Genomic DNA, 22073 nt, shown 5'->3' with positions numbered 1-22073 from the left:
GGACGATACATCCGATGACGGCAGACAATCAGAACCAAGCCTGGAAGCAGTTCGCTCTGTGGGCTGTCTCGTCGTCCGTTGCTCTCTTTCTGGCGTTCATGGTTGGGATATACCTGATCGACCCCTACGATACGGGCCGCTCGCCGTTCTCCCGCGAACCGAACCTTCGTGGGCAGAAGGAGGTCAACGCGACGGCGAGCGTGGGACGCAACCGGAAATACGAGGCGGCCGTGATCGGAAATTCGACGATCGCTCTCATCATGCCGTCGCGGCTGACGGCGCAGACCGGGATCCCCTTCGTCCAACTGGCCGTGCCCGGCACACAGATTCCCGAACAGCTCGCGATCATCAACTGGTTCATGAAGCATCATGACGGCAACGCGAAAGCGCTGGTGATCGGGATCAGCCGGGACACATGGTGCGCATCCGATCCGACACAACTCGGCAACAGCTCCTTTCCACTCTGGCGATTCAGCACCTCGAAAGTCGAGTATCTGACCGGCCTGATCAGCACGAGCAGTCTGGAGCAGGCCGGCCGGCGCCTGGGGCTCGTCCCGAGTTCCAAAGCCGATTCTGCAGCGGACGGCTACTGGGACTACGATCCTCTCTACGCGAAGCTCCTTGCCGACGCGCCGCGCCGACGCGAACTCCTGTTCAAGCGGCGGAGCGATCAGGACGTCCTGGGTGAGCCGTCGTTTCCAGGGATCCGGGTCCTGAGTGAGAAGCTTGCGTCGCTTCCGGCCGATCTCTCTGTCGTTCTCACGGTCCCGCCCGTCTTCACGGCAAAGCAGCCGCGCCCGGGAACGCCCCGTCACCGCGCGGAGCAGGCCTGCCGGCAGCGTCTCGTCGATCTCGCATCGGCACGTCCGAATACGGCCCTAGTCGATTGGTGGGACGACCGACCGGAGCTGAAGAAGATCGACGCGTTCATCGATCAGATCCATTATCGCCACTCGGTCGCCCGAGCCATGGAGCAGGACATTGTAGCGGCGCTGCTCGACATCCGGGAGCGTGCGGGCTCTTTAACGCATCGCTAACCATAAAAGCGAGAAACAACACTTGTCGCATGCGATGACGGGGATCCTGCGTTAGGTTGGGGGCGTTCCCAGGACAAGCCGTCTATTTCGCACGATATCGCGCGGGCACGATTCATTATGTTGCGTTTTCTCCTTCTCCTCACCCTCGTCACCGTCTTCGTTCACCTGTATGGCCGGATCCTCTTCAGCCGGGCTCCGCTCCTGAACAAGCTGAAGCGCATCCCGATCCAGACCGCGGTCTTTGCGATTCTGGCGCTCGCGACAATCAACGGCTTCCGCGGCGAGCCGCAGGAGACCGACAAGCAGGCATCGGCGACGAATCCGGTTCCGGAGGTGGAGACGACCGCCGCCATTGCGACGCCCGTCGTGGTCGAGCCCCTGCAGCCGAAGGAGGCCGCCGTGGCCTGCGTCGAGCAGGCCCTGAGCGAAGCTCGCGCCACGGACGATCTCGTGGGCCAGACCTGGCTGTCGGCGGTCGAAGGTTTCCTCGAATCGGCGCCCGGGGAAGTGACGGTCCAGTTCGCCGTCGGGCCGCGGGTCGGGCCGGCGAAGGGCCCGCAATGCCGGTCCGAGGCCCGCCTCACCTGTGCCGTCGCCGGACGGGACGTCAAGCCGGTCACGCCCGTTCACATGACGGGCGCTCAGATCGCCTGCGGGGCGGAAGGCAGCCTCTGACGAGTGTATCGCCCGATGCGCTAGTGAAGTGCCGACACGATGCGCCGGATAGTCGCCTCGAGCAGCTCGATCGCGGATTCCCTGCGGTCATTACAGGAGAGCGTCGTCAGGGAAGCATCGCCCCGGCTCACCATCGCGGTTTCGAGTACGGCGTAATACGCGAGATCACGCGTTCGGCCGCTGGTCTGATCCCGCAGGGAACTGATCGCTTCGATGATTCCGAGAGATTGCCCGCTGCCGACGAGATCGCAGGCTTTCTTCAGGACGCCAAGAACTGTTGTTTCCATGAGAGGTGCCCCCTCTTTCGCCCGGTTCGATCCGGCCGCGTTCGATTATGGTGGCGCCAGTCCAATGCGGCCGGAGCCTAGCGGGCAGAATACCATAACGATTCAGCGCGCAGAGGTGCGTTTTGTCGCGCCGGACCTGGCGTCGATCTCCCGGTAACGTGCAGAATTACCCGGATGAACATGAGGGTTTGCCGCCCTGGATTTCAGGAATGTCCCCGATAGCCTGAGCGACCGTTGCAGGGACATACTGTCGTCAGTCGGGACAGAATGATCTCCACCCCATGGGCCGTACTGGATGTCGGCATGGCAGTCCCGTCCTTTGACGCCGAGCTCGGCTTGGTGGTCTTGAGGAGGATCCAGCCATGAAAGCGATCTGCGCAGCCCTGTCTCTCATCTCCGCCAGCATTCTGGCGATCTCCGTGGCCCAAGCCCAGGGCACGACCGGCACGCCCGGTGCGCCGGATGCGACAACTTCCATTGATGGGCGGCAGCTCCCCGCTCCTGACCCGCAGTTTGGCGGCGTGATCAGGGATGAGGCCTTGCAGTCCACGCCGTGGTGGGCGCCGCGTGTCGTGCCGCCGAAGGGCGCGCCCAACGTGCTGCTGATCATCACCGACGATGCCGGCTTCGGCGTGCCCAGCACCTTCGGCGGGGTCATCCCGACGCCGGCGCTGGATCGCGTCGCCAGCGAAGGCCTGCGCTACAACCGCATGTTCTCGACGGCCTTGTGCTCGCCCACGCGAGCCGCGCTCATCACCGGGCGCAATCATCACTCGGCGGGTTTCGGGGTCATCTCCGAGCAATCCACGGGCTTCCCCGGCTACAACAGCATCATCGCCAAGGACAAGGCGACCGTCGGGCGGATCTTGAAAGACAATGGTTACGCCACCTCGTGGTTCGGCAAGGATCACAACGTTCCTGCTTTCCAGGCGAGCCAGGCCGGGCCGTTTGACCAGTGGCCGACCGGGATGGGCTTCGAATACTTCTACGGTTTCGTCGGCGGCGATGCCAACCAGTGGCAGCCGAACCTCTTCCGCAACACGACGCAGATCTATCCCTTCGAGGGCAAGCCGGCAGGCAGCTGGAACCTGGTCACTGCCATGGCAGACGACGCCATCGACTACGTGAACAGGATGCACCAGATCCAGCCGTCCAAGCCGATTTTCGTCAAGTACGCGCCCGGCGCCACGCACGCTCCGCATCATCCAACCAAGGAATGGGTGGATAATATCAGCCAAATGCATCTGTTCGACGAGGGCTGGAACAAGCTCCGTGAGCGCATCTTCGAGAACCAGAAGCGGCTCGGGGTCATCCCGCAGGACGCCAAGCTGGCGCCATGGCCGAAGGACGTGCTGAAGGAATGGGACACCCTCTCGGCTGAGGAAAAGAAGCTCTACATCCGCCAGGTCGAGGTCTTCGCCGCCTATGCGGCCTACAATGACAACGAGATCGGGCGCGTGATCCGGGCCTTCGATGACATCGGTCAGCTCGACAACACGCTGATCATCTACATCAACGGCGATAACGGCACCAGCGCCGAAGGCGGGCCCAGAGGAACGCCCAACGAGGTCGCGTTCTTCAACGGCCTGAACGAATTGCCCGTCGACGTGCAGATGAAGTTCTACGATGTCTGGGGCACGGACCTGACCTACAACCATATGTCGGCCGGCTGGTCCTGGGCCTTCGATACGCCGTTCTCCTGGTTCAAGCAGAACGCCTCGCAGCTTGGCGGCATCAACCAGAACATGGCGATCTCCTGGCCAGCGCGTATCAAGGACAAGGGTGCGTTGCGCGAACAATTCGTGCATGTGGTCGACATTGTGCCGACGATCCTTGAGGCGACGGGCGTCGCCGCGCCGGAGATCGTCGACGGGATCAAGCAGGCGCCGATCGAAGGCACGAGCTTCGCCTATACCTTCGACGCAGCGAACGCCAAGGCGCCGTCGCGGCACACGACACAGTACTTCGAGATGCTCGGGCAATGGGCTCTGTACAACGACGGTTGGTTCCTGAGCACCAAGGTCAACCGCGCCCCCTGGGAGGCGTTCGGCCTGGCCAATCCCGATCCTCTCAACAACCAAGTGCTACAGCTCTACGACCTGAACACGGACTTCAATCAAACCACCGACGTTGCTCAAAAAAATCCGCAGAAGGTGGAGGAGATGAAGCAGAAGTTCATCGCCGAGGCGAGGAAGTACCAAGTGTTCCCGATGGATGCCTCGGTGGCCGCACGCATCGTCGCGCCGCGGCCCAACATCACGGCGGGGCGTGACGAGTTCGTGTACACGCGGCCGATGACCGGGCTGCCGCAGGGCGACTCGCCGGTTCTGCTGAACACCTCCTATACGATCACGGCCGATATCGATGTCCCGCCGGAGGGCGCGGAAGGCATGATCCTGACCTCCGGTGGACGGTTCGCCGGTTACGGTTTTTATCTGCTTAAGGGAAAGCCTGTGTTCCTGTGGAACCTCGTCGACCTGAAGCGGGTGAAGTGGGAGGGGGCGGATGTGCTTTCCCCCGGCAGGCACGTCCTGGAGTTCGACTTCAAGTATGACGGCTTGGGCGCCGGCACGCTCGCCTTCGACAGCATGAGCGGGATCGGACGCCCTGGTACCGGAACGCTCAAGGTGGACGGCAAAGACGTTCAGACGATCACGTTGCCGCAGACGCTGCCGATGATCCTGCAATGGGACGAGTCCTTCGACATTGGATCCGACACCCTCACGGGTGTGAACGATGCCGATTACAAACCGCCGTTCCCGTTGACTGCCAAGCTGAACAAGCTGACGATCAAGGTGGATCGTCCGACGTTGTCGCCTGAGGACATCAAGAAGCTCGAAAGCGCACAGGCCACCGCAGTGGATGGCACGCCGCTGACCCGGGTGCAGGCCGGGCCTCAGTGATGAAGGGGGAGAGGCAATCGAAAGGTGCGGAGCGCCAGGGGCTTGCGGCCCTGGCGCTCCGGAGCGTCGTCAGCCCTGAAAGTTGAAGATGTGCGCATCCTGGTTGGTGAACGCGAGGGCATCGCCCCCGTGGCCGAAAAGTCCGAGACCGCCGATGGCAGTCGTATCCGCCACCTGGGTGATCGGGCTGGCATTCACGTTGATGTCGGGGCCGAAATCGGAGAGCGGCCCACCCCAAGGGAAGTGGTAGCCGTCCATCGACTGGACGTTTGAGCTGTCGGCATGCTGGTTCGTCACCGCCGTGGCATCGCCCCCATCGCCGAAGATGCCGGCTCCGCCGATGGCCGTGGTGGTGGCGACTTGGGTGATCGGGCTGGCATTCACATTGATATCCATAACAAATCCTCTGCCGTTCAAATGTTGCGTTCCGTACCGCCTGAGATGCGATCTCCGTTGGCGATGATGGGACTTTGAACGATCGCGCAAAGGCGGGCTGTGAAGCGCGTCACAGGGCGGTCGATCCACTCGCACTCTGCGAATCCAGGGCCGATGTGTCTCACGACTCGTTGAGGCCAGCCTGACGCCATCCGAACCAGCGGGGGCGCAGCACGTCCAGAGTAACGAAGATCGTGCTCGCCGCGGTCATCAGGGCCAAAGCCGCCCATGTGAGCGCATAGACGAGGTGATTGTTGGAGAAGGCGATCACGGTCAGTCCTGCAACGGGCAGGCTGCCCTGGCTGGTGGTAGTCCGCTCGGTGTCAATGAAGTAGGGCGCGACCTTGCCGAGGCCGCGGGCCGCAGCAATCGCCGTCACGTCGCGGGAGTACCACCGGTCGGACGCGGGGGCGTTCGCACGCAGGAAGCCGCCGCCCGACTCGGACAGGCGCAACAGGCCCATGATCGTGACGGATCCAGCGTTCCGGACCTGCCAGGCGGCCGAATCGCGCTCCGTCGCGGGAATGAAGCCGCGGTTGACGAAGATCTTCGTCCCGTCGTCCCTGGCCAGGGGTGTCATGACCCAATAACCGCCGCCCAATTCGGTGACCGCCTGAACGAGTGCGGAGCGATCCTCGATCCACCGGCCCGTCACGACCACGCGGCGGTACTCGTCCGTCGCGGCCGACACTTCGGCCCAATGCTCCGGCCCCGGGGCGGATGTCGGAGCCGCATGAATCCGCGCCTCCACGCGCGCGATGAGATCCAGTTTTTGGGCACGGCGGTGGACTTGCCAGACCGCGAGCGCAGCGAGGCCGACAACGAGCAGGATCGCGGCCACGCCGAAGGCGACCAGCGCCGCGATGCGTTTTCCCGTCAGGGCTTTTGCACCGCCTCGTGCGGCGGCATCTGCATCATGTTCTGGTCGAGGTGGTACATGACCCATATGGAGCCAACCAACGTGATGACGACAAGGATGAGCGTGAACAACAGAGCAAGAAAGGTCCAACCGCCTTCGGATTTCGTATTCATATGCAGGAAATAGATCATATGAACCACGATCTGCACGGCCGCCAACGCCATGATGATTATGCCGGTCGTACGGGTGTCGTCCAGGACATCGCCCATCACGAGCCAAAATGGAATGGCCGTGAGGATGACCGACAGAATGAAGCCGGTCATGTAGCTTCTGAACGTGCCCTGCGAGCCGTGCGCATCATGGTGTCCATGCGATTCGCCGTGGCCGTGCGGCTTCCCGGCGAGCTCGGGCTCGACGACTTGGCTCATCGCATGACTCCCATCAGGTAGACGAAGGTGAAAACGCCGATCCAGACGACGTCGAGGAAGTGCCAGAACATAGACAGGCACATGAGCCGGCGCTTGTTCTCCATGATCAGCCCGCGCAGGCGCACCTGGACCATCAGCGTGACGAGCCAGACGATGCCGAAAGTGACGTGCAGCCCATGCGTGCCCACCAGCGTGAAGAACGAGGACAGGAAGGCGCTGCGCTGCGGCGTGGCGCCCTCGCGGATCAGATGGGCGAATTCATAAAGTTCGATTGCGAGGAACGCTGCGCCCAGCGCGCCCGTGACGGCGAGCCAGGTGAGAGTTTTGCTGACCCGCTCCTTGTCCATCTCCAGCATGGCGAAGCCGTATGTGATCGAGGACAGGAGCAGGAGGCTCGTGTTGACGGCGACCAGCCGCAGATCGAACAGGTCGGCGCCCGATGGACCAGCCGCGTAATTGCGGCCGAGCACACCGTAGCAGGCGAACAGGACCGCGAAGATGAGGCTGTCCCCCATCAGGTAGATCCAGAAGCCGAACAACGTGCCGCCATCGCCGTGGGCGTGCTCTTCCTGCTCATAGAAGACCGGCGCCGTGGCGCCCGGCGGCGGGGTCATTTCATGCATCGGCTCAGGCCCTTCCTGCGAGTTGCGCCATGCGCTGGCTTTCAAGCCGGACGACGTCCTCGGCCGGGATGTAGTAGTCCCGGTTGTAGTTGAAGGTGTGGATGATGGCGGCCGCGAGCAGCGCGACAAAGGACAGGGCGGCCAGCCACCAGATGTACCAGACCAGGGCGAAGCCGAGTACGGTGCTGAGCCCGGCCAGCACCACGCCCGCGCCGGTGTTCTTAGGCATGTGGATCGGCTTGAAGCCTTCCATGGGATGATCGAACCCGCGCCGCTTCATGTCCCACCACGCGTCGAGATCGTGGACAACCGGTGTGAAGGCGAAGTTGTAGGGTGGGGGAGGCGAGGACGTCGCCCATTCGAGGGTTCGCCCGTCCCACGGATCGCCGGTAAGGTCGCGCAGGCTGTCGCGGCGCAGATAGCTCACGAGAAGCTGGATCAGGAAGGCCAGGATTCCGGCCGCGATGATGAAGACACCGATGGCCGCGACCGTCAGGAAGGGCTGCACGCTCGGGTCGTCGAAATGCTGCGTCCGGCGCGTCACGCCCATCAGGCCGAGGACGTAGAGCGGCCCGAACACGGTCCAGAAGCCGACCAGCCAGCACCAGAACGAGGCCTTGCCCCAGAACGGGTCGAGCTTGTAGCCGAACGCCTTGGGGAACCAGTACTGGACGCCAGCGAGCAGCCCGAACACCACGCCGCCGATGATGACATTGTGGAAATGGGCTACCAGGAACAGGCTGTTGTGCACCACGAAGTCGGCGGGCGGCACCGCGAGCAGCACACCTGTCAGGCCGCCGATCACGAAGGTGGGGATGAAGCCCACCACCCAGATGAACGGCGTTTCGAACCGGATCTTGCCGCGATACATGGTGAAAAGCCAGTTGAACACCTTCGCGCCCGTCGGGATCGAGATGATCATGCTGGCGATGCCGAAGAAGGCGTTGACGGTGGGCCCCGCGCCCATGGTGAAGAAATGGTGCAGCCAGACGAGCCACGACACGAGGGCGATCACCATCGTGGCGTAGACCATCGACGTGTAGCCGAACAGCCGCTTGCTGCAGAACGTCGAGGTGACCTCGGAGAAGATGCCGAAAGCGGGCAGGATGAGAACGTAAACCTCCGGATGGCCCCAGATCCAGATGAGGTTCATGTACATCATCGAGTTGCCGCCGAAATCGTTCGTGAAGAAATGCGTTCCCACGTAACGGTCGAGGGCGAGAAGCGCCAAGGTCGCGGTCAAAACCGGGAAGATCGTGACGATGATGGCGTTACTGGCGAGCGTCGTCCAGCAGAAGACGGGCAGTTTCATCATGGTCATGCCCGGGGCGCGCATCTTGACGATAGTGGCAATCAGGTTGATGCCCGACAACGTTGTGCCGACCCCCGCGATCTGGAGGCCCCAGATATAGTAATCGACCCCGACGCCCGGACTGTACGCCGCCCCCGACAGAGGTGCGAAGCCTAACCATGTGGCGCGAGAAAACTCACCCACGAAAAGGGACATCATCGTGAGGACGGCGCCGCCGGCGGTCATCCAGAAGCTGAAGTTGTTCAGGAACGGGAAGGCGACGTCGCGCGCGCCGATCTGCAGCGGCATGATGTAGTTCATGATGCCGGTCACGAACGGCATGGCCATGAAGAAGATCATGATCATACCATGGGCGCTGAAGACCTGATCGTAATGATGCGGGGGCAGGTAGCCCTCGGATGCGCCGACTGAAAGCGCCTTCTGGGTGATCATCATGACGGCGTCGGCGAAACCGCGCAGCAGCATAACGATGGCGAGCACCACGTACATGATGCCGATCTTCTTGTGATCGACGCTCGTGAACCAATCGTGCCAGAGATAGCCCCACTTGCCGTACCAGGTGATGGCGCCGAGGAGCGCTATCCCTCCTAACGCCACGACCGCGAAAGTCACGAGCAGGATCGGCTCGTGATAGGGAATGGCTTCGAGCGACAGGCGTCCGAAAATGAGTTGCTGGAGATCGACGTTCGAGAACATGAGGATGCTCGTTCCAATCAGTGCTTGTGACCGTCGGTAGGCTGGCTGTTCAATTGCGCCGGCGCAGGTCCCCGGTCGGCGCCCGGAAGGGCGTTGCCCTGTCCCTGGTCCGGCTGGGTCTCGGGAGCATTGACGCCGCCGCGGCTCATGTTCTGATCCCGTGGCATCATGCCCTGCGGTTGAACGGAACCCTGGGGCGGACGGCCGGAGGCCGGGAAGGTCGCCCCGGATGGCTCGTCGCCGCGTTCCAGCCGGCGGTTGTCATAGTCGAGGCGCTTGCGGTTTTCCTCGCTCCCCTCGGCCGTGCCACCCATCCTGTCGATATGGTGCATTTCGCTGACGCACATCTGGCCCGGCGCGACGCACAGGCCGAGAATAGCCTCGTAAAGACCGTTCTCCACGGAGGCGAAATAGCGGACCGGCTCCTCTTCGCTTGGCTTCTCGAGCTTGAGAAACACGTCGCGGTCAAGGGACGCTCCGGCCGATCTCGCCTTTGCGATCCATTCGTCGAAACCTTGCTGGCTGAGACTCCGGAAGCCGAAATTCATGCGGGAGAATCCCGACCCGCTGTAATGTGCCGACTGGCCGGTGAAGTTGCCCTCTTCGTTCATGACGGCATGAAGCTTCGTCTCCATGGCGGGCATGGCGTAGATCATGCCCGCCATGGCAGGAACGAAGAATGTGTTCCAAACGGAGGAGGATGTGATCTTGAAAGAGATCGGCACGTCCACGGGTGCCGCCATCTCGTTCACGCTGGCAATGCCGTAATCGGGGTAGATGAACAGCCATTTCCAATCGAGCGCGACAACCTCGACCGTCAGGGGCTTCACGTCGGGGGGCACGGGCTTGTTGGGTCCGATCCGCGTGAGCGGTCGATACGGATCGAGCGTGTGCGTGCCGATCCAGGTCATCGCGCCAAGAGCAATGATGATCAGCAGCGGCACGGTCCAGATCACCACTTCGAGCTGGGTCGAGTGGTGAAATTCCGGGTCATAGGGCGCGTCCGTGTTCGATGCCCGGTAGCGCCACGCGAAGATGAAGGTGAGCGCGATCACCGGCAGGACCACGAGCAGCATGAGAGCAACGGACGCGACGACGAGGTTGCGCTGCTGGACCGCGACGTCGCCGGACGGAAACATCACGGTCATGTTGCAGCCGGCGAGCAGGCCTGCGGTCGCGAGCAACGCCAGGATGCGGAGGGATCTGCTCTTCAGGGCATAGCTCCAGCGGGGACATGCGATAGGATGAGCTGGATGCATCGGCGTCTGCATGGTTCAAACCTGCCGGATTTCGGAGCGGGACAGGCTGAGCACGATGATGGTCGTGACTGCCCCCGACAGCAGATACAACCCGACGCAGGCGAGCCCGTAGCGGGCCGACAGGTACAGGACGATCAGCGGCGCGAATCCAGCGCCGAGCAGCCAGGCGAGATCGTTGGTGAGGGCCGCGCCCGTATAGCGGTAGCGCCGCTCGAGCTGCGACGTCACCGCGCCGGACGATTGGCCGTAGGACAGGCCGAGCAGCGTGAAGCCCGCATTGACGTAGATCGTCTGGCCGATCGCGTTCTCCTCGATGATCAGGGGAGCAATGATGCTGCAGATGGCAAAGACCGCGATGAGTCCGGCGGACAGGAGGAGGAGCCTGCGGCGGCCGATCTGGTCGGCGATCAGGCCGGACGCGACGACGGCGCCGGCGCAGATGAAGGCGCCGGAACATTGGATCATCAGGAACTCGCCGGCCGACCGTTGGGTGAACAGGGTAATCCAGCTGATGGGGAACACGGTGACGAGATGGAACAGGGCAAAGCTCGCCAGCGGAACCAGCGCGCCGATGATGAGAACGCGCCCCTGTGTCCGGATCAGCGGGATGATGGGCGAAGGTTCGAGCCGTCGCTGTTCGAGCAACCGCGAAAACTCTTCCGTCGCCACGAGACGCAACCGGGCGAACACGGCCACGACGTTGATCGTGAATGCGCAGAAGAAGGGATAGCGCCAACCCCAATCCAGGAAATCGGTGTCGGACAGATTGAGCATGAAGAACGCGAACAGAACGCTGGCGACCATGAAGCCGATCGGGGCGCCGAGTTGTGCGACGGCGGTGTAGAAGCCCCGGCGTTCAACGGGCGCGTTGAGGGCGAGGAGCGATGCCAACCCGTCCCAGGCGCCGCCCTGGGCGAGTCCCTGTCCAATGCGCAGGATGGCGAGGAGATACAGGGACCAGGCGCCAATCTGCTCATAGCGGGGCAGGAACGAGACCGCCATGGTGGAGAAGCCGAGCAGGAAGAGCGCGATGGTCAGCTTGACGCCGCGTCCGTGCCGGCGGTCGATCCCCATGAAGATGATAGTACCGACGGGCCGGGCGACGAAAGCGAGCGAAAAAACGGCGAAGGAATAGAGCGTCGCCGTCACGGGTTCGGCGAAGGGAAAGAACACCTTTGGGAATACCACCACGGACGCGATGGCGAACACGAAGAAGTCGAAATATTCCGCCGCCCGGCCGATCACGACGCCAATGGCGATCTCGCTCGGGGCGACCCTGTGGTCCGTGGACACTAGGCGGGCATCACGCTCGAGAGCCGTGGAGGAGGGCTGCGATCCTTGAACCTGATCCATCGTCATCCGGGCGAACGCCTCCAGCGAGAATAGTTCAGCTCAGTCGGTCTATCCGGTTCAGTCCCGCGTCGGCCTGTGCTCCGGCTACTCGATCTGAGGCCTTGCTTGCCGCAATTCAGGTTTAACTTAGCTCGTTGTTTTAGGGCCGTTGTCCTGTTCAACAACCCGATGGCAGCGAGTATTTGCCGTGGAGGGGCCCTTTGAGCGGCAAGGTGATGCCGGGTAATAGGCCGCGCAGCAGCCCGGCGGCACGTCGTAGGCGACGACCTTGAAGCCGCCGACGCGCCGTTCGATCCCATCTCCGGCTGTGCTGGTGAATTCGATCACCGACCCTTCCGACAGGCCCAGGGCGGCGATATCCTGCTCATTCATGAAAACCACCAGCCGCTCGCCCGAAACGCCGCGATAGCGATCATTGTTAGAATAGACGGCCGTATTGAACTGATCGTGGCTGCGCAGGGTCATGAGCTAGAGGTGCGGTGCCTCCGGCGCGTCGTCGTCCTGATCTCTCAGGCCAGGCTTGAAGAGGAAGTTGGCCTTGCCGGTCGGCGTGTCCCATTTGCGTACGCTCGCCCCGTTTGGGAGGACGGAAGCCGCCGGGCTGCCTCATCCGGTCGTTGTAGCCCTCGAACTGCTCAGGCAGCACGGCCTCGATCTTGTCTCGGATCAGGGAATAGTCGGATACGAGCAGGTCCCAGTCGATCCTCGCCCGACCGGCGACGGTTGCCTTGGCAAGACCCGCGATGGTCCAGGGCTCGGAGCGGCAATGCTCGCTCGCGGGCGTCAGCATCCCGGTCGACCCATGGACCATGGAGAAGCTGTCTTCCACGGTGACCGTCTGCTTGTTCCCATTCTGAATATCGAGCTCCGTGCGCCCGAGCGCCGGAAGAATATAGGTGCGCTTCCCGTGGATCAGGTGAGAGCGATTGAGCTTGGTGGCGACATGCACGGTCATGCCGATCTCCGGCACCTTCGCGCCGACCCGGTCGGTGTCGGGAATGGCGCGGGAGAAGTTGCCGCCCATGGCCAGGAAGGCATCGACCTCGCCCCGCAGGATCGCTTCGCAGCATTCGGCTGTATCGTGCCCATCCTAGCGCGGGCTGCGGAAGCCGAAGGCTTTGTCAAGCTTGGCAAGGAAAGGCTCCTTGGGCTTCTGATAGATGCCGACGGTGCGGTCGCCCTGTACGTTGGAATGCCCCCGGATCGGGCAGGCTCCTGCGCTACTACCTGATCCACCGGCCCGAGCATCGCCACAGGGTCATGATCAGTCAGTTTGCCGACTGGCTACGATCCGTGAGCTGAGTGAAGCGGCAAACCTCGTCATGCGTCAACGACATTCATCGGTGCTACTCGATGTGATCCTGAAAGACCATGTCGTCATAGGATCAGGATGTCATTGGCTGAGAGCATTGTTGAGCCGAGGTTGCAGTAAGATAGCTCCCGCCTCCACCGGAGCTTTCATGGTCGACCTACACGTAACTCTCGGAGGTATATGTACTGCCGTTCCAGGGCGACAGATGAACTCGTCTTCGCCGCTGCGGGCCTTCGCTCGGTCCCGGCGCGCCGGCTCGACTTACGGAAAGGGGATGATCGGTAGATACCGCGGCGGGACGAGCGCAGGCCCTTCATAGCCATCGCTCTCCTCCAGAGGAATGATCGGTAAATATCGTTGCGGCACCAGAGCAGGTCCCTCATATCCTTCATCAATGCGATGCACGACAACCCGGCGTTCGATCACATGGCGATCGATAGGCGGGGCACTGAAACGTTCCTCGACCACGATCCGCCTCTGGACGGGCGGGTGCTCCAAAAAGGCTGCTTCGCCCGTGATATAGGAGGGCAGGTCTGCCGCTTGAGCGGGCGCTGCCTTTATCAGAGTTCCGCCGCCAGGGCCGAGTGCAACGAGGCACGTCATGACCATTTTGCTAAGGTCGAAATCCTGCATGTGAGCTCCCGGGCTGACACATGGTAACGCGATCTCACGGCCAAGGTTCCGGTTGATGCTCTCGGCGGTGTCCTAAGACAGTTTCGTCCAGGTTCCGCCCAGCGCTATGGCACCTGGTAACTCGGCCTGCAACTCGTTGAAAGGCCGGCATTTGCCCGGTTTGACGAGGTGGATCGAAAATTTCTACAGCTCCGGCTCGTCATGTTGTGGTCAAGCTGAAACAATCCAGTACTGCTCTGGTTTGCTACGAACTGTCGTAACCCGCCCTCTGGATCATCCCTCATGCCAGCCAGACGTGTTCGCAGCTTCTCACTCGCGCCCGCCGCACTTTGCCTGGCGGCGAAGGTTGATCAAAGCAGGCGGCGAGATCCGTCGATCCCTGACGACGGGCTGGTGTGATGCACGTTGATCTGCCCCCGGATTCGCGTGAGGCTTCCACTGGCAACCAAATGGAAGCTCGTATCAGAGCGGTTGATTGGAGTTTATCACCGCTCGGCCCGCCCGCAGACTGGCCATAGCCTCTCCAGACCGTGCTGGAGCTGATGCTCGCCTCCAGTCAGCCCATGTTCCTGATCTGGGGCGCGGAGCGCATCCTTCTTTACAACGACAGCTACATTCATATCCTCGGCCAGCGCCATCCGGCCGCACTCGGCCAGCCCATCGCGGTCGTGTGGTACGATGCCATGGACCAGATCGGTCCCATTCTCGATCGCGCCTGCCGGGGCATATCCACTCATATGCGCGACGCCGCCGGCCAGGTCGCGGGCATGTTCTGCGCCTGCACGGAAACCTCCGATGAGCGGCTCGCCATCCAGCGGCGACGGGAGGTCGAGGAGACGATCCGCGATCGGACGCTCCATGCCTCGGACTACCGAGTGTGAAGCCCAGCGGGTCGGTCTGCTGGGTGTCGGCCAAGGGTCATGTCTATTACGATGAGGATAGCCGCCCCTCCCGCTTTCCTGGCGTGGTGATCGACATCACGGAGCGCAAGCATACCGACGAACGCCTGAAGCTGATGATTCATGAACTCAACCATCGGGTAAAGAACACACTTGCGACGGTGCAGTCGCTTGCCCGCCAGTCCTTCCGCAAGGGCGTGGACGCCGACACGGAAGCAGCGTTCGAAGCCCGCTTGCCGGCACTGTCGAAGGCGCACAATCTGCTCACGCGCGAGAACTGGGAAGGGGCCGAGCTGACGGAAGTCGCGACTGCGGCCGCCGCGCCCTATTGCCGGTCCCACGGCGACGGCGAGCGCCTCTCCATCGATGGCCCTCCGCTGTGACTGTACCCGAGGGTGGCCCTGGCCTTAAGCCTGGTGCTGCACGAGCTGAGCACCAATGCGGAGAAACACGGCGCGTTCTCGGGGCCTGCGGGCAGCGTGTCGATTACCTGGACGGTCACGCCGACCGACCCGGTATGTCTCTCCTTGTCGTGGCACGAAGACCGGGGCCCCCGTCGTGCCGCCATCGCGTATGGGGTTCGGGACGCGCCTGATCGAGCGGAGCCTCGCCCGCGAGCTCTCCGGCGATGTCGGTTTCACCTATGCTCCGACAGCGTTGACTTGCCTGATGAATGCGCGGCTCGCGCCCTCTCAAAGTCTGGCGCCTCCCCACCGCCAGTCGGGTTGCCCGAGTGGCACTGAAGCAAGACAGGTCTCGTGCAGGCCCTGAGACTTGTGAGGGAGAAGGGTTCCAGAGCTTTAGGAGGCGGTATGAGACGAGTGCAGCGGCTCGACAGCCCGGGTTAGGATCAGAGAACGGTCGAGATAGCCCAAGCGCACAGGCCGATGCCGGCGAGCAACCCGACCCATCTCAGGATACGAGCCAGGGTGTCGGTCGCCGGCGTGGTTTTCGAGGCTTCCAGGAAAGGATCGTCATCGTTCATCGCCGTCAAACCTCCAGGGTTTCAGGAGGTGCTGGATAGACGGTTGCCCTGAACAGAGGATCCTGATCGAGAATAGATTTGAAGTATTATCGCGCTGGGCGAGATATTTTCCAGAACAGCCGTGGCCAGCTTCAATGGTATCCCTCCCCAAACGGCTTAATCCCTAGGAATTTTGTCACGTGATAGTTCGATTCATTTTCCTGAATGTGGCTTCCGGAACTTACAATCGGCCGGTTCACTTATGAAAGGCGGTCAAGTTTAAAGAGATCATTTCTGAGCACTGGAGCTACCGTGCAGCGAGAGCGTTACGATCCGGAGGAGCAGCGCCGTAAGGTTGTAGCGGCAAATGCGGAGCTGGCGCGCTACAAGACAACATTCAATGCCATCATGCCCGTACTGTCGTTGCTGGGCCTAGCCGGGTTCATCACCGCGGCCATCTATCTCGCCTATCTCTGAAGACCGTGGGCAAAAGCCGGTTACCCGATCGGCGCGACTCGCATGCGAGACCCTGTTTCATCGATCACCTTGTTCAGCGGTCGGCGCTCCGCCGAAGCCTGTTCCGCACACTCGAAACTGTCGCTAGCGCCCCTGCTCCCACAAGCCCGCCGATGATCAGTTCGGGCAGGGTATGCGGGAGCGTGTGATGCGGGATCTCGTCCCGGATCAGGTGCCAGCCGAAATGCAATGTGGCGATCATGATGCCCAGAATAGCCCCCGTGCAGGCGAGCGATAAAGTATCCCAGGACTTTAGGGGCGCAGAGGAGCGTCGGATGAGAGCGACCTTTCCAATGATTCTCGGACGGTGCGATAGGGCCAAGCGGCCAATGGCAGTGACCGGCCACCGAGATCCGGAGGGCCGCGCCTCTCGCGTTCCGGTAAACTCGTCTCGGTCTCAGCCCATGTCTAGAACTGTTGTCCCTTGCGAGGCAACAGCTCGTAGCCTTGCCAAAGCGGTTTTTTCGTCGGTGACCTAGATCCGCAGCGACGAAGGCTGCTCCAGCAGCGGCTTGAGCCCCACCCGACGGCATAGGGAGGGCTTCGTGCCCCTACACGTTCTAGTGATCCGGTCGGGTCGAGGTCGTTCTTGCTCAGCGTCGATTCCGCCCCAGTTTCAACCCTGGCTGTGACTGTCGGTGAATGGAATGAGAAGAATCGGATGAGGCAGGATCGACATCAACCCTACGGCTCATGGACCCTGCTCTGCCTCCCGGTGAGGAGGATGTGTCCATGAGAGCCCTGCGGATCATCGCAGGTCTCGCGACCATCGTCGTGGTCGCCGCAGCAGCCTTCGTCGCCTATGCATGGCGCTCCGCCATCGACCCGGTCGAACCGCCGGTTCAGGCGAACATCGATCGCGCGCTCGTGGCGCGGGGCGCCGATCTGGCCGCCATCGGGAACTGCAACGTCTGCCACACGGCTCCAGGCGGCCAGCCCTTCGCCGGCGGGCTGGGAATCCCGACACCGTTCGGGACGATCTATTCCACCAACATCACGCCGGATCCGGAGAACGGCATCGGCCACTGGTCCGAGGCAGCCTTCATTCGCGCCATGCGCGAGGGCGTGGACCGGGAGGGCCGACACCTTTATCCGGCGTTCCCCTATGATCATTATACCCTCGTGTCGAATGAGGATAACCGCGCCATCTACGCCTTCCTGATGACGCGCAAGGCCGTCTCGGCCAGGATCCCGGCGAACGAGTTGTCCTTTCCGTTCAACATCCGGATGCTTCTGGCCGGCTGGAAGGCCCTGTATTTCCGCGAGGGACCGTTCCAGCCGGATCCGAACCGGTCCGCGGAGTTGAACAGGGGATATTACCTGACCGAGGGGCTGAGCCATTGCGGTGCCTGCCACACGCCGCGCAACCGGCTGGGCGCCGAAAAGAAGGGCGAGTATCTGGCCGGGGCGGAGGTCGAGAACTGGACCGTCTATCCCATCAACGCGAATTCGCCCGCGCCTGTGCCGTGGAATGCGGACAGCCTCGCAATCTATCTGCGTCACGGCTGGCATGAGCAGCATGGCGCATCCCGCGGCTCGATGGCGCCGGTGACGGCCAATCTCGGGTCGGTTCCCGAAGAGGACGTGAAGGCGATCGCAGCCTATGTGGCCGATGTCATGGGCACTCCGAACCAGGAACGGATCTCCCGGGGCGAAGCGGCTCTGGCGGCCGCGCGGAAGGAGAGCGAAACGCCTCTCGCCGTGCGCACGGCCGCCAATGGGAACGGGGTCGGCGAGGCGATCTTCGTCAGTGCGTGCCAGGGGTGTCACGACGGGCGGCGGCCCGTGCCCTTCGGCGGGCTCAATCTCCATCTCAGCTCCGCCGTGAATGCCGCCAATGCGCAAAACATCATCAACGTCACACTCTTCGGCCTTCCTGCGGCCAGGGGCGAGCCCAGCGCCATCATGCCGGCCTATCGCGGCGTCCTGAATGCGGATCAGCTTGTGGCCCTGCTCGATTACATGCGTAAACGCTTCAGCGACAAGCCGGCCTGGACCGACACGCGCGAGCGTGTCGTCGCGACGATGAACGGCCAGCGCGAGGTGCCCATCTATCGGATGGACGGCACGACGCAGGCTCCCCCGGAAACCAGCATGAGGACCGCACCATGGCCGTGACCCTCACCGTCAATGGCAAGACCCAGCAGGTCGATGCCGATCCCGAGACTCCGCTTCTCTACGTGCTGCGCGATCACCTGGAGCTCAACGGGGCGAAATACGGCTGCGGCATCGGGCAATGCGGCGCCTGCACGGTCATGGTCGACGGCGAGGCGGTGCTCTCCTGCGTCACGCCCGTCCTGCTGCTCGAAGGCCGAAGGGTGACCACCATTGAAGGCCTCGGTACGCGGGAGCGGCCCGGGCCGATCCAGCAGGCGTTCATCGATGAGCAGGCCGCCCAGTGCGGCTATTGCATCCCCGGCATGATGATGCGCGCGCAGGCGCTTCTGCAGGCGAACCCCTCCGCCGACGAGGCGGCGATCCGCGCCGCGCTCGAGCCCAATCTCTGTCGCTGCGGCACGCATATGCGGATCATCAAGGCCGTGATGCGGGCCGGCGAGGCGATGCGCCAGAATTCCCGAGGCGGAGGTGCCATCTGATGACCCGCTCTGATGTGAAGAATCCCACGCGTCGCGGCGTGCTCGCCGCAGGCGGCTCCCTCGTCGTCAGCTTTGCCATGCTGTCCCAGGCCTTTTCCCAGGAAGGCGAGGTGCAGGGCACGGCTCCTCCGGCCCAGCCCAAGCCGAAACTGCCTGGAAGCCTGTCGGGCGATCCCTTCCTCGATGCGTGGATCCGGATCGACGCCGGCGGCGAGATTTCCGTCTTCACAGGCAAGGCTGAGCTGGGGCAGGGCGTCAAGACGGCCCTCATCCAGATTGCCGCGGAGGAGCTGGAAGTCGATCCGGCATCAATCCGCCTGATCACGGCCGACACGGACCGGACCCCGGACGAGGGCTACACGGCCGGAAGCCAGTCGATCCAGAACAGTGGCACGGCCATCCGCCACGCGGCCGCCCAGGTGCGCGAGATCCTGCTCGCTCAGGCGGCGGCCCGGTGGCAGGTCCCGGCCGATCAGCTGCGCGCGGAAAACGGCCGGGTGATCAGGGCTGACGGACAGGCGTTGGATTACGGCTCCCTCGTCTCGGCCGAGATCCTCCATGTGGAGGCGGCGCCGCAATCGCGTCTCAAGCCGAGGGATCGCTTCCGCATCATGGGCAAGCCCATGCCCCGGGTCGACATTCCGGCCAAGGTGACGGGAACGCCGATCTACGTCCAGGACATGCGCCTGCCGGGCATGGTCCATGCGCGTGTCGTGCGCCCGCCTCGCCCGGGTGCAACGCTCATGGACGTGGACACGGCAACCGTCGAGAGAATGCCCGGTATCGTCACAATCGTGCGCAACGGCAGCTTCCTGGCCGTCGTGGCCGAGCGGGAATTCCAGGCGATCCGCGCTATGCGCGTTCTGGCATCCTCCGCGCGCTGGTCGGAGGGCGCAAGGCTGCCGAGCCCCGACAGCTTGATCCAGTCCCTGAAGACGATGCCTTCCGAGCAGGGCGTGGTGGCCGAGAAAAAGGGAGGGGGCGCTCCCGGGTCGCGGACCTTCCAGGCGACCTTCACCCGGCCTTATCAGATCCACGGCTCCATCGGGCCTTCCTGCGCGGTAGCGCATCTCGAGAACGGCACCACCACGGTGTGGAGCCACACCCAGGGAGCCTATCCGGACCGGGCGGCCATTTCGGAGATGCTGGGCATCCCGCCGGAACAGGTGCGCGTCATCCACGTGGAGGGCTCGGGCTGCTACGGCCATAATGGCGCCGACGACGCGGCTGCGGATGCGGCGCTGATCGCCCAGGCGGTGCCGGGGCGTCCGGTCCGGCTGCAATGGATGCGCGAGCAGGAGCATGCATGGGAGCCCTATGGCCCGGCCATGCTGACCGAGGTTCGCGCGTCGCTCGATCAGACCGGCAAGATCGTCGAGTGGAATTACGATCTGTGGAGCAACACCCACACCACGCGTCCCGGGCCGGCCGGTTCGCTCATCGCGGCGCGCTCGCTTCCGACGCCGTTCGAGGCGCCGCCTGCCAAACTCAGCATCACGCCCTCCGGGAACGGCGACCGCAACGCGGTGCCGCTCTACGCGATCCCGAACATGCGCGTGATCTGGCACTTCCTGCCCGAGATGCCTCTGCGTGTTTCCGCCTTGAGGGCGCTGGGTGCCTACGCGAACGTGTTCGCGATCGAGAGCGCGATGGATGAACTCGCCCTGATGGCGGATGCCGATCCGGTCGAGTTCCGCCTGCGCCACCTGGAAGATCCGCGCGCGAGGGCCGTGATCGAATCCGCCGCGGAGGGCTTCGGGTGGTCGCGGGACCCGCTGCCGGAAGGTCGCGGTCGGGGCTTCGCCTTCGCCCGCTACAAGAACCTGGCGGCCTATCTCGCCATGGCCTTGGAACTGACTGTGGAGCGGGAGTCGGGACGCACCCGCATCACCCGAGTGACGGCGGCGATCGACAGCGGCGAAGTCGTCAATCCCGATGGAATCCGCAACCAGACCGAGGGCGGCATCATTCAATCCGCGAGCTGGACGCTGTATGAAGCCGTCACGTTCGAGGAAACCGGCATCACCAGCATCGATTGGGCGAGCTACCCGATCATGCGCTTCGGTGCGGTGCCGGATAAGATCGACGTGCGCATCATGGACCGGCCCGGGCAGCCCTTCCTCGGGACAGGAGAGGCGGCGCAGGGACCCACTCCGGCGGCCATCGCCAACGCCATTCGCAACGCGACCGGAAAGCGGCTCTACGACATTCCGTTCCGAGCCGAGAAGGTGAAGGCCGCGATCGGCGTATGAGCGTCAGCGGACGATCAGCGTATGCGGCAGAAGCAGCTCCGAAGGGTGCTCGCCGGCCCATAGGGCTTGCAGCTGATCCACCACCTTGGCGCCGAAATCCGCATAGGGAATGTGCACCGAGGTGAGCCACGGCGTGATCCAGGCGTTGAGCTTGTTGTCGTCGACGCCGACGATCCTGCAATCCTCCGGGATGCGGATGCCGGTTTCCAACGCGAGGCGGTAGGCGCCATAGGCCATGAGGTCGCTCGGACAGAACAGCCCCTGCGGCCATGGATGTCCGTGGACGAGCCTCCGAGCCGCCGCGTAGCCGACCTCCAGGTGCGACAGGCCCGGCGCCTCGGCCTGGCGGATGTCCCCCTCGGGCAGGCCCAGCTCCTTCAGGCGTGCGATGAATCCGCCGACACGATCGCGTGTTGCCGAGGATCCCTGCGTCGGGTGGATGATGGCGATGTTCCTGATCCCTCGGGACCAGACATGGTCGGCGGCATCCCGTCCGGCGCCGCGATTGTCGATGCCCACGAAGGCCCCCCCGCCGCCGTCCGGGTTGCGACGTCCGACGAACACGATGGGATCGCCGCGCTCAAACGCGGCCGACAGCGCTTCGCTGCGCACGGGATTGACGACGATATAGCCTTGAACGAGCTGCGAGCGCATCACGTGCAGATATTCGTCCTGGAGGTCGGCGCGATCGTGCGTGTCGCACAGGATCATCACGTAGCCCGCGGAGCGCAGGGCCGTCTCGACCGAGGCCGCGATGGCCGCCATGGCCGGGTTGTCGAGGTTGGGCGAGAGCATGGCGACGACGCGGCTTTCCCGCCGGCGCAGGGTCCGGCCCACATGGTTCGGCCGATAGCCGAGGGCCGCCACGATCTTCTGAACCCGCTCGACGGTCTCGGCGGATGCGCGCCGGGTTTCGCCGTTCACAATACGTGATACGGTAGCGACCGAGACGCCGGCCTGGGCGGCGACCGTGGCAAGTGAAACAGGTTCCTGCGCGATGGGCTTCTGCTTGGTCATGCCATCTTGTTCACCA

At 63.3% G+C, this 22073-nt stretch carries 23 protein-coding genes; 9 read left to right on the top strand and 14 right to left on the bottom strand.

Going from position 1 to position 22073, the window contains the following annotated elements:
• The first annotated feature begins 14 nt into the window (after nucleotides 1-14).
• Nucleotides 15-1037 carry a hypothetical protein gene (locus OC446_RS04765; RefSeq protein ID WP_262027899.1) on the top strand — a complete coding sequence of 341 codons (1023 nt, stop codon included), beginning with the start codon at nucleotides 15-17 and terminating at the stop codon, nucleotides 1035-1037.
• A gap of 117 nt (nucleotides 1038-1154) precedes the next feature.
• On the top strand, nucleotides 1155-1712 hold the full coding sequence (locus OC446_RS04760; RefSeq protein WP_262027898.1) for a hypothetical protein: 558 nt from the start codon (nucleotides 1155-1157) through the stop codon (nucleotides 1710-1712).
• Nucleotides 1713-1732: 20 nt separating this feature from the next.
• Here OC446_RS04760 and OC446_RS04755 read toward each other — a convergent pair whose 3' ends face one another.
• A complete protein-coding gene (locus OC446_RS04755) occupies nucleotides 1733-1999 on the bottom strand; it encodes a hypothetical protein (protein WP_262027897.1) in 267 nt (88 codons plus the stop codon).
• Nucleotides 2000-2361: 362 nt separating this feature from the next.
• Between OC446_RS04755 and OC446_RS04750 the strand changes: the two genes are divergently transcribed.
• Nucleotides 2362-4902: an arylsulfatase gene (locus OC446_RS04750; protein ID WP_262027896.1), complete on the top strand. Its 2541-nt coding sequence runs from the start codon at nucleotides 2362-2364 to the stop codon at nucleotides 4900-4902.
• A gap of 69 nt (nucleotides 4903-4971) precedes the next feature.
• Here OC446_RS04750 and OC446_RS04745 read toward each other — a convergent pair whose 3' ends face one another.
• The 10 genes from OC446_RS04745 to OC446_RS04700 all read right to left on the bottom strand — a co-directional run bounded on the left by OC446_RS04745 (nucleotide 4972) and on the right by OC446_RS04700 (nucleotide 13812).
• Complete coding sequence (locus OC446_RS04745) at nucleotides 4972-5298, bottom strand: hypothetical protein (protein ID WP_262027895.1); 327 nt, start codon at nucleotides 5296-5298, stop codon at nucleotides 4972-4974.
• Nucleotides 5299-5458: 160 nt separating this feature from the next.
• Nucleotides 5459-6178 carry an SURF1 family protein gene (locus OC446_RS04740; RefSeq protein WP_262027894.1) on the bottom strand — a complete coding sequence of 240 codons (720 nt, stop codon included), beginning with the start codon at nucleotides 6176-6178 and terminating at the stop codon, nucleotides 5459-5461.
• A 35-nt stretch (nucleotides 6179-6213) separates the two neighbouring features.
• Nucleotides 6214-6624 carry a cytochrome o ubiquinol oxidase subunit IV gene (gene cyoD, locus OC446_RS04735; RefSeq protein ID WP_262027893.1) on the bottom strand — a complete coding sequence of 137 codons (411 nt, stop codon included), beginning with the start codon at nucleotides 6622-6624 and terminating at the stop codon, nucleotides 6214-6216.
• The gene (cyoC, locus tag OC446_RS04730) at nucleotides 6621-7247 is read right to left on the bottom strand and encodes a cytochrome o ubiquinol oxidase subunit III (RefSeq protein ID WP_410055004.1); all 627 of its coding nucleotides are present in this window, start codon (nucleotides 7245-7247) and stop codon (nucleotides 6621-6623) included. The genes cyoD and cyoC overlap by 4 nt, the downstream gene beginning before the upstream one ends.
• Nucleotides 7248-7251: 4 nt before the next feature.
• Nucleotides 7252-9255 carry a cytochrome o ubiquinol oxidase subunit I gene (cyoB, locus tag OC446_RS04725; RefSeq protein WP_262027892.1) on the bottom strand — a complete coding sequence of 668 codons (2004 nt, stop codon included), beginning with the start codon at nucleotides 9253-9255 and terminating at the stop codon, nucleotides 7252-7254.
• A 17-nt stretch (nucleotides 9256-9272) separates the two neighbouring features.
• The gene (gene cyoA / locus OC446_RS04720) at nucleotides 9273-10514 is read right to left on the bottom strand and encodes a ubiquinol oxidase subunit II (RefSeq protein ID WP_410055011.1); all 1242 of its coding nucleotides are present in this window, start codon (nucleotides 10512-10514) and stop codon (nucleotides 9273-9275) included.
• A 15-nt stretch (nucleotides 10515-10529) separates the two neighbouring features.
• A complete protein-coding gene (locus tag OC446_RS04715) occupies nucleotides 10530-11873 on the bottom strand; it encodes an MFS transporter (RefSeq protein WP_262027890.1) in 1344 nt (447 codons plus the stop codon).
• Nucleotides 11874-11993: 120 nt separating this feature from the next.
• The gene (locus tag OC446_RS04710) at nucleotides 11994-12332 is read right to left on the bottom strand and encodes a molybdopterin dinucleotide binding domain-containing protein (protein WP_262027889.1); all 339 of its coding nucleotides are present in this window, start codon (nucleotides 12330-12332) and stop codon (nucleotides 11994-11996) included.
• Nucleotides 12286-12891 carry a hypothetical protein gene (locus tag OC446_RS04705; RefSeq protein ID WP_262027888.1) on the bottom strand — a complete coding sequence of 202 codons (606 nt, stop codon included), beginning with the start codon at nucleotides 12889-12891 and terminating at the stop codon, nucleotides 12286-12288. Before OC446_RS04705 ends, OC446_RS04710 begins: the two co-directional genes overlap by 47 nt.
• 549 nt (nucleotides 12892-13440) lie before the next feature.
• Nucleotides 13441-13812, bottom strand: a complete 372-nt coding sequence (locus tag OC446_RS04700; protein ID WP_262027887.1) for a hypothetical protein — start codon at nucleotides 13810-13812, stop codon at nucleotides 13441-13443.
• Between the two features lie 542 nt (nucleotides 13813-14354).
• Between OC446_RS04700 and OC446_RS04695 the strand changes: the two genes are divergently transcribed.
• On the top strand, nucleotides 14355-14693 hold the full coding sequence (locus OC446_RS04695; protein ID WP_262027886.1) for a hypothetical protein: 339 nt from the start codon (nucleotides 14355-14357) through the stop codon (nucleotides 14691-14693).
• The gene (locus OC446_RS04690) at nucleotides 14690-15094 is read left to right on the top strand and encodes an HWE histidine kinase domain-containing protein (RefSeq protein WP_262027885.1); all 405 of its coding nucleotides are present in this window, start codon (nucleotides 14690-14692) and stop codon (nucleotides 15092-15094) included. The genes OC446_RS04695 and OC446_RS04690 overlap by 4 nt, the downstream gene beginning before the upstream one ends.
• A 467-nt stretch (nucleotides 15095-15561) precedes the next feature.
• On the opposite strand, the gene OC446_RS04685 is transcribed toward OC446_RS04690, so the two are convergent.
• Nucleotides 15562-15696 carry a hypothetical protein gene (locus tag OC446_RS04685; RefSeq protein ID WP_262027884.1) on the bottom strand — a complete coding sequence of 45 codons (135 nt, stop codon included), beginning with the start codon at nucleotides 15694-15696 and terminating at the stop codon, nucleotides 15562-15564.
• Between the two features lie 204 nt (nucleotides 15697-15900).
• On the opposite strand from OC446_RS04685, the gene OC446_RS04680 reads away from it, so the two are divergent.
• A complete protein-coding gene (locus tag OC446_RS04680; protein ID WP_410055003.1) occupies nucleotides 15901-16152 on the top strand; it encodes a phage tail protein in 252 nt (83 codons plus the stop codon).
• Between the two features lie 73 nt (nucleotides 16153-16225).
• On the opposite strand, the gene OC446_RS04675 is transcribed toward OC446_RS04680, so the two are convergent.
• Nucleotides 16226-16393 carry a hypothetical protein gene (locus tag OC446_RS04675; protein WP_262027882.1) on the bottom strand — a complete coding sequence of 56 codons (168 nt, stop codon included), beginning with the start codon at nucleotides 16391-16393 and terminating at the stop codon, nucleotides 16226-16228.
• Nucleotides 16394-16923: 530 nt separating this feature from the next.
• Between OC446_RS04675 and OC446_RS04670 the strand changes: the two genes are divergently transcribed.
• Genes OC446_RS04670 through OC446_RS04660 form a run of 3 tightly spaced genes read left to right on the top strand, consistent with a single transcriptional unit; the run spans nucleotide 16924 to nucleotide 21040 of the window.
• A complete protein-coding gene (locus tag OC446_RS04670) occupies nucleotides 16924-18309 on the top strand; it encodes a cytochrome c (RefSeq protein WP_262027881.1) in 1386 nt (461 codons plus the stop codon).
• Nucleotides 18300-18788: a (2Fe-2S)-binding protein gene (locus tag OC446_RS04665; RefSeq protein WP_262027880.1), complete on the top strand. Its 489-nt coding sequence runs from the start codon at nucleotides 18300-18302 to the stop codon at nucleotides 18786-18788. Before OC446_RS04670 ends, OC446_RS04665 begins: the two co-directional genes overlap by 10 nt.
• Nucleotides 18788-21040: a xanthine dehydrogenase family protein molybdopterin-binding subunit gene (locus OC446_RS04660; RefSeq protein ID WP_262027879.1), complete on the top strand. Its 2253-nt coding sequence runs from the start codon at nucleotides 18788-18790 to the stop codon at nucleotides 21038-21040. The genes OC446_RS04665 and OC446_RS04660 overlap by 1 nt, the downstream gene beginning before the upstream one ends.
• 3 nt (nucleotides 21041-21043) lie before the next feature.
• On the opposite strand, the gene OC446_RS04655 is transcribed toward OC446_RS04660, so the two are convergent.
• A complete protein-coding gene (locus tag OC446_RS04655) occupies nucleotides 21044-22057 on the bottom strand; it encodes a LacI family DNA-binding transcriptional regulator (protein ID WP_262027878.1) in 1014 nt (337 codons plus the stop codon).
• Nucleotides 22058-22073: the final 16 nt, after the last annotated feature.

It is taken from the genome of Microvirga sp. Mcv34 (assembly GCF_024519725.1).
Lineage (GTDB): Bacteria > Pseudomonadota > Alphaproteobacteria > Rhizobiales > Beijerinckiaceae > Microvirga.
Note: the sequence above shows the minus strand (reverse complement) of the source record. Positions and strands in the feature narration are given on the sequence as shown.

Excerpts from the sequence above, each read along its gene's own strand:
- OC446_RS04715 (WP_262027890.1), bottom strand. The coding sequence starts at position 11,873 with ATGACGATGGATCAGGTTCAAGGATCGCAGCCCTCCTCCACGGCTCTC.
- OC446_RS04760 (WP_262027898.1), top strand. The coding sequence starts at position 1,155 with ATGTTGCGTTTTCTCCTTCTCCTCACCCTCGTCACCGTCTTCGTTCAC.
- OC446_RS04675 (WP_262027882.1), bottom strand. The coding sequence starts at position 16,393 with ATGATCGCCACATTGCATTTCGGCTGGCACCTGATCCGGGACGAGATC.
- OC446_RS04685 (WP_262027884.1), bottom strand. The coding sequence starts at position 15,696 with ATGAACGATGACGATCCTTTCCTGGAAGCCTCGAAAACCACGCCGGCG.
- OC446_RS04755 (WP_262027897.1), bottom strand. The coding sequence starts at position 1,999 with ATGGAAACAACAGTTCTTGGCGTCCTGAAGAAAGCCTGCGATCTCGTC.
- OC446_RS04750 (WP_262027896.1), top strand. The coding sequence starts at position 2,362 with ATGAAAGCGATCTGCGCAGCCCTGTCTCTCATCTCCGCCAGCATTCTG.
- OC446_RS04705 (WP_262027888.1), bottom strand. The coding sequence starts at position 12,891 with ATGGGCGGCAACTTCTCCCGCGCCATTCCCGACACCGACCGGGTCGGC.
- OC446_RS04665 (WP_262027880.1), top strand. The coding sequence starts at position 18,300 with ATGGCCGTGACCCTCACCGTCAATGGCAAGACCCAGCAGGTCGATGCC.
- OC446_RS04670 (WP_262027881.1), top strand. The coding sequence starts at position 16,924 with ATGAGAGCCCTGCGGATCATCGCAGGTCTCGCGACCATCGTCGTGGTC.
- cyoC (WP_410055004.1), bottom strand. The coding sequence starts at position 7,247 with ATGCATGAAATGACCCCGCCGCCGGGCGCCACGGCGCCGGTCTTCTAT.
- OC446_RS04660 (WP_262027879.1), top strand. The coding sequence starts at position 18,788 with ATGACCCGCTCTGATGTGAAGAATCCCACGCGTCGCGGCGTGCTCGCC.
- OC446_RS04655 (WP_262027878.1), bottom strand. The coding sequence starts at position 22,057 with ATGACCAAGCAGAAGCCCATCGCGCAGGAACCTGTTTCACTTGCCACG.
- OC446_RS04695 (WP_262027886.1), top strand. The coding sequence starts at position 14,355 with ATGCTCGCCTCCAGTCAGCCCATGTTCCTGATCTGGGGCGCGGAGCGC.
- cyoD (WP_262027893.1), bottom strand. The coding sequence starts at position 6,624 with ATGAGCCAAGTCGTCGAGCCCGAGCTCGCCGGGAAGCCGCACGGCCAC.
- OC446_RS04765 (WP_262027899.1), top strand. The coding sequence starts at position 15 with ATGACGGCAGACAATCAGAACCAAGCCTGGAAGCAGTTCGCTCTGTGG.
- cyoB (WP_262027892.1), bottom strand. The coding sequence starts at position 9,255 with ATGTTCTCGAACGTCGATCTCCAGCAACTCATTTTCGGACGCCTGTCG.
- OC446_RS04745 (WP_262027895.1), bottom strand. The coding sequence starts at position 5,298 with ATGGATATCAATGTGAATGCCAGCCCGATCACCCAAGTCGCCACCACC.
- OC446_RS04700 (WP_262027887.1), bottom strand. The coding sequence starts at position 13,812 with ATGCAGGATTTCGACCTTAGCAAAATGGTCATGACGTGCCTCGTTGCA.
- OC446_RS04710 (WP_262027889.1), bottom strand. The coding sequence starts at position 12,332 with ATGACCCTGCGCAGCCACGATCAGTTCAATACGGCCGTCTATTCTAAC.
- cyoA (WP_410055011.1), bottom strand. The coding sequence starts at position 10,514 with ATGCATCCAGCTCATCCTATCGCATGTCCCCGCTGGAGCTATGCCCTG.
- OC446_RS04680 (WP_410055003.1), top strand. The coding sequence starts at position 15,901 with ATGTGGCTTCCGGAACTTACAATCGGCCGGTTCACTTATGAAAGGCGG.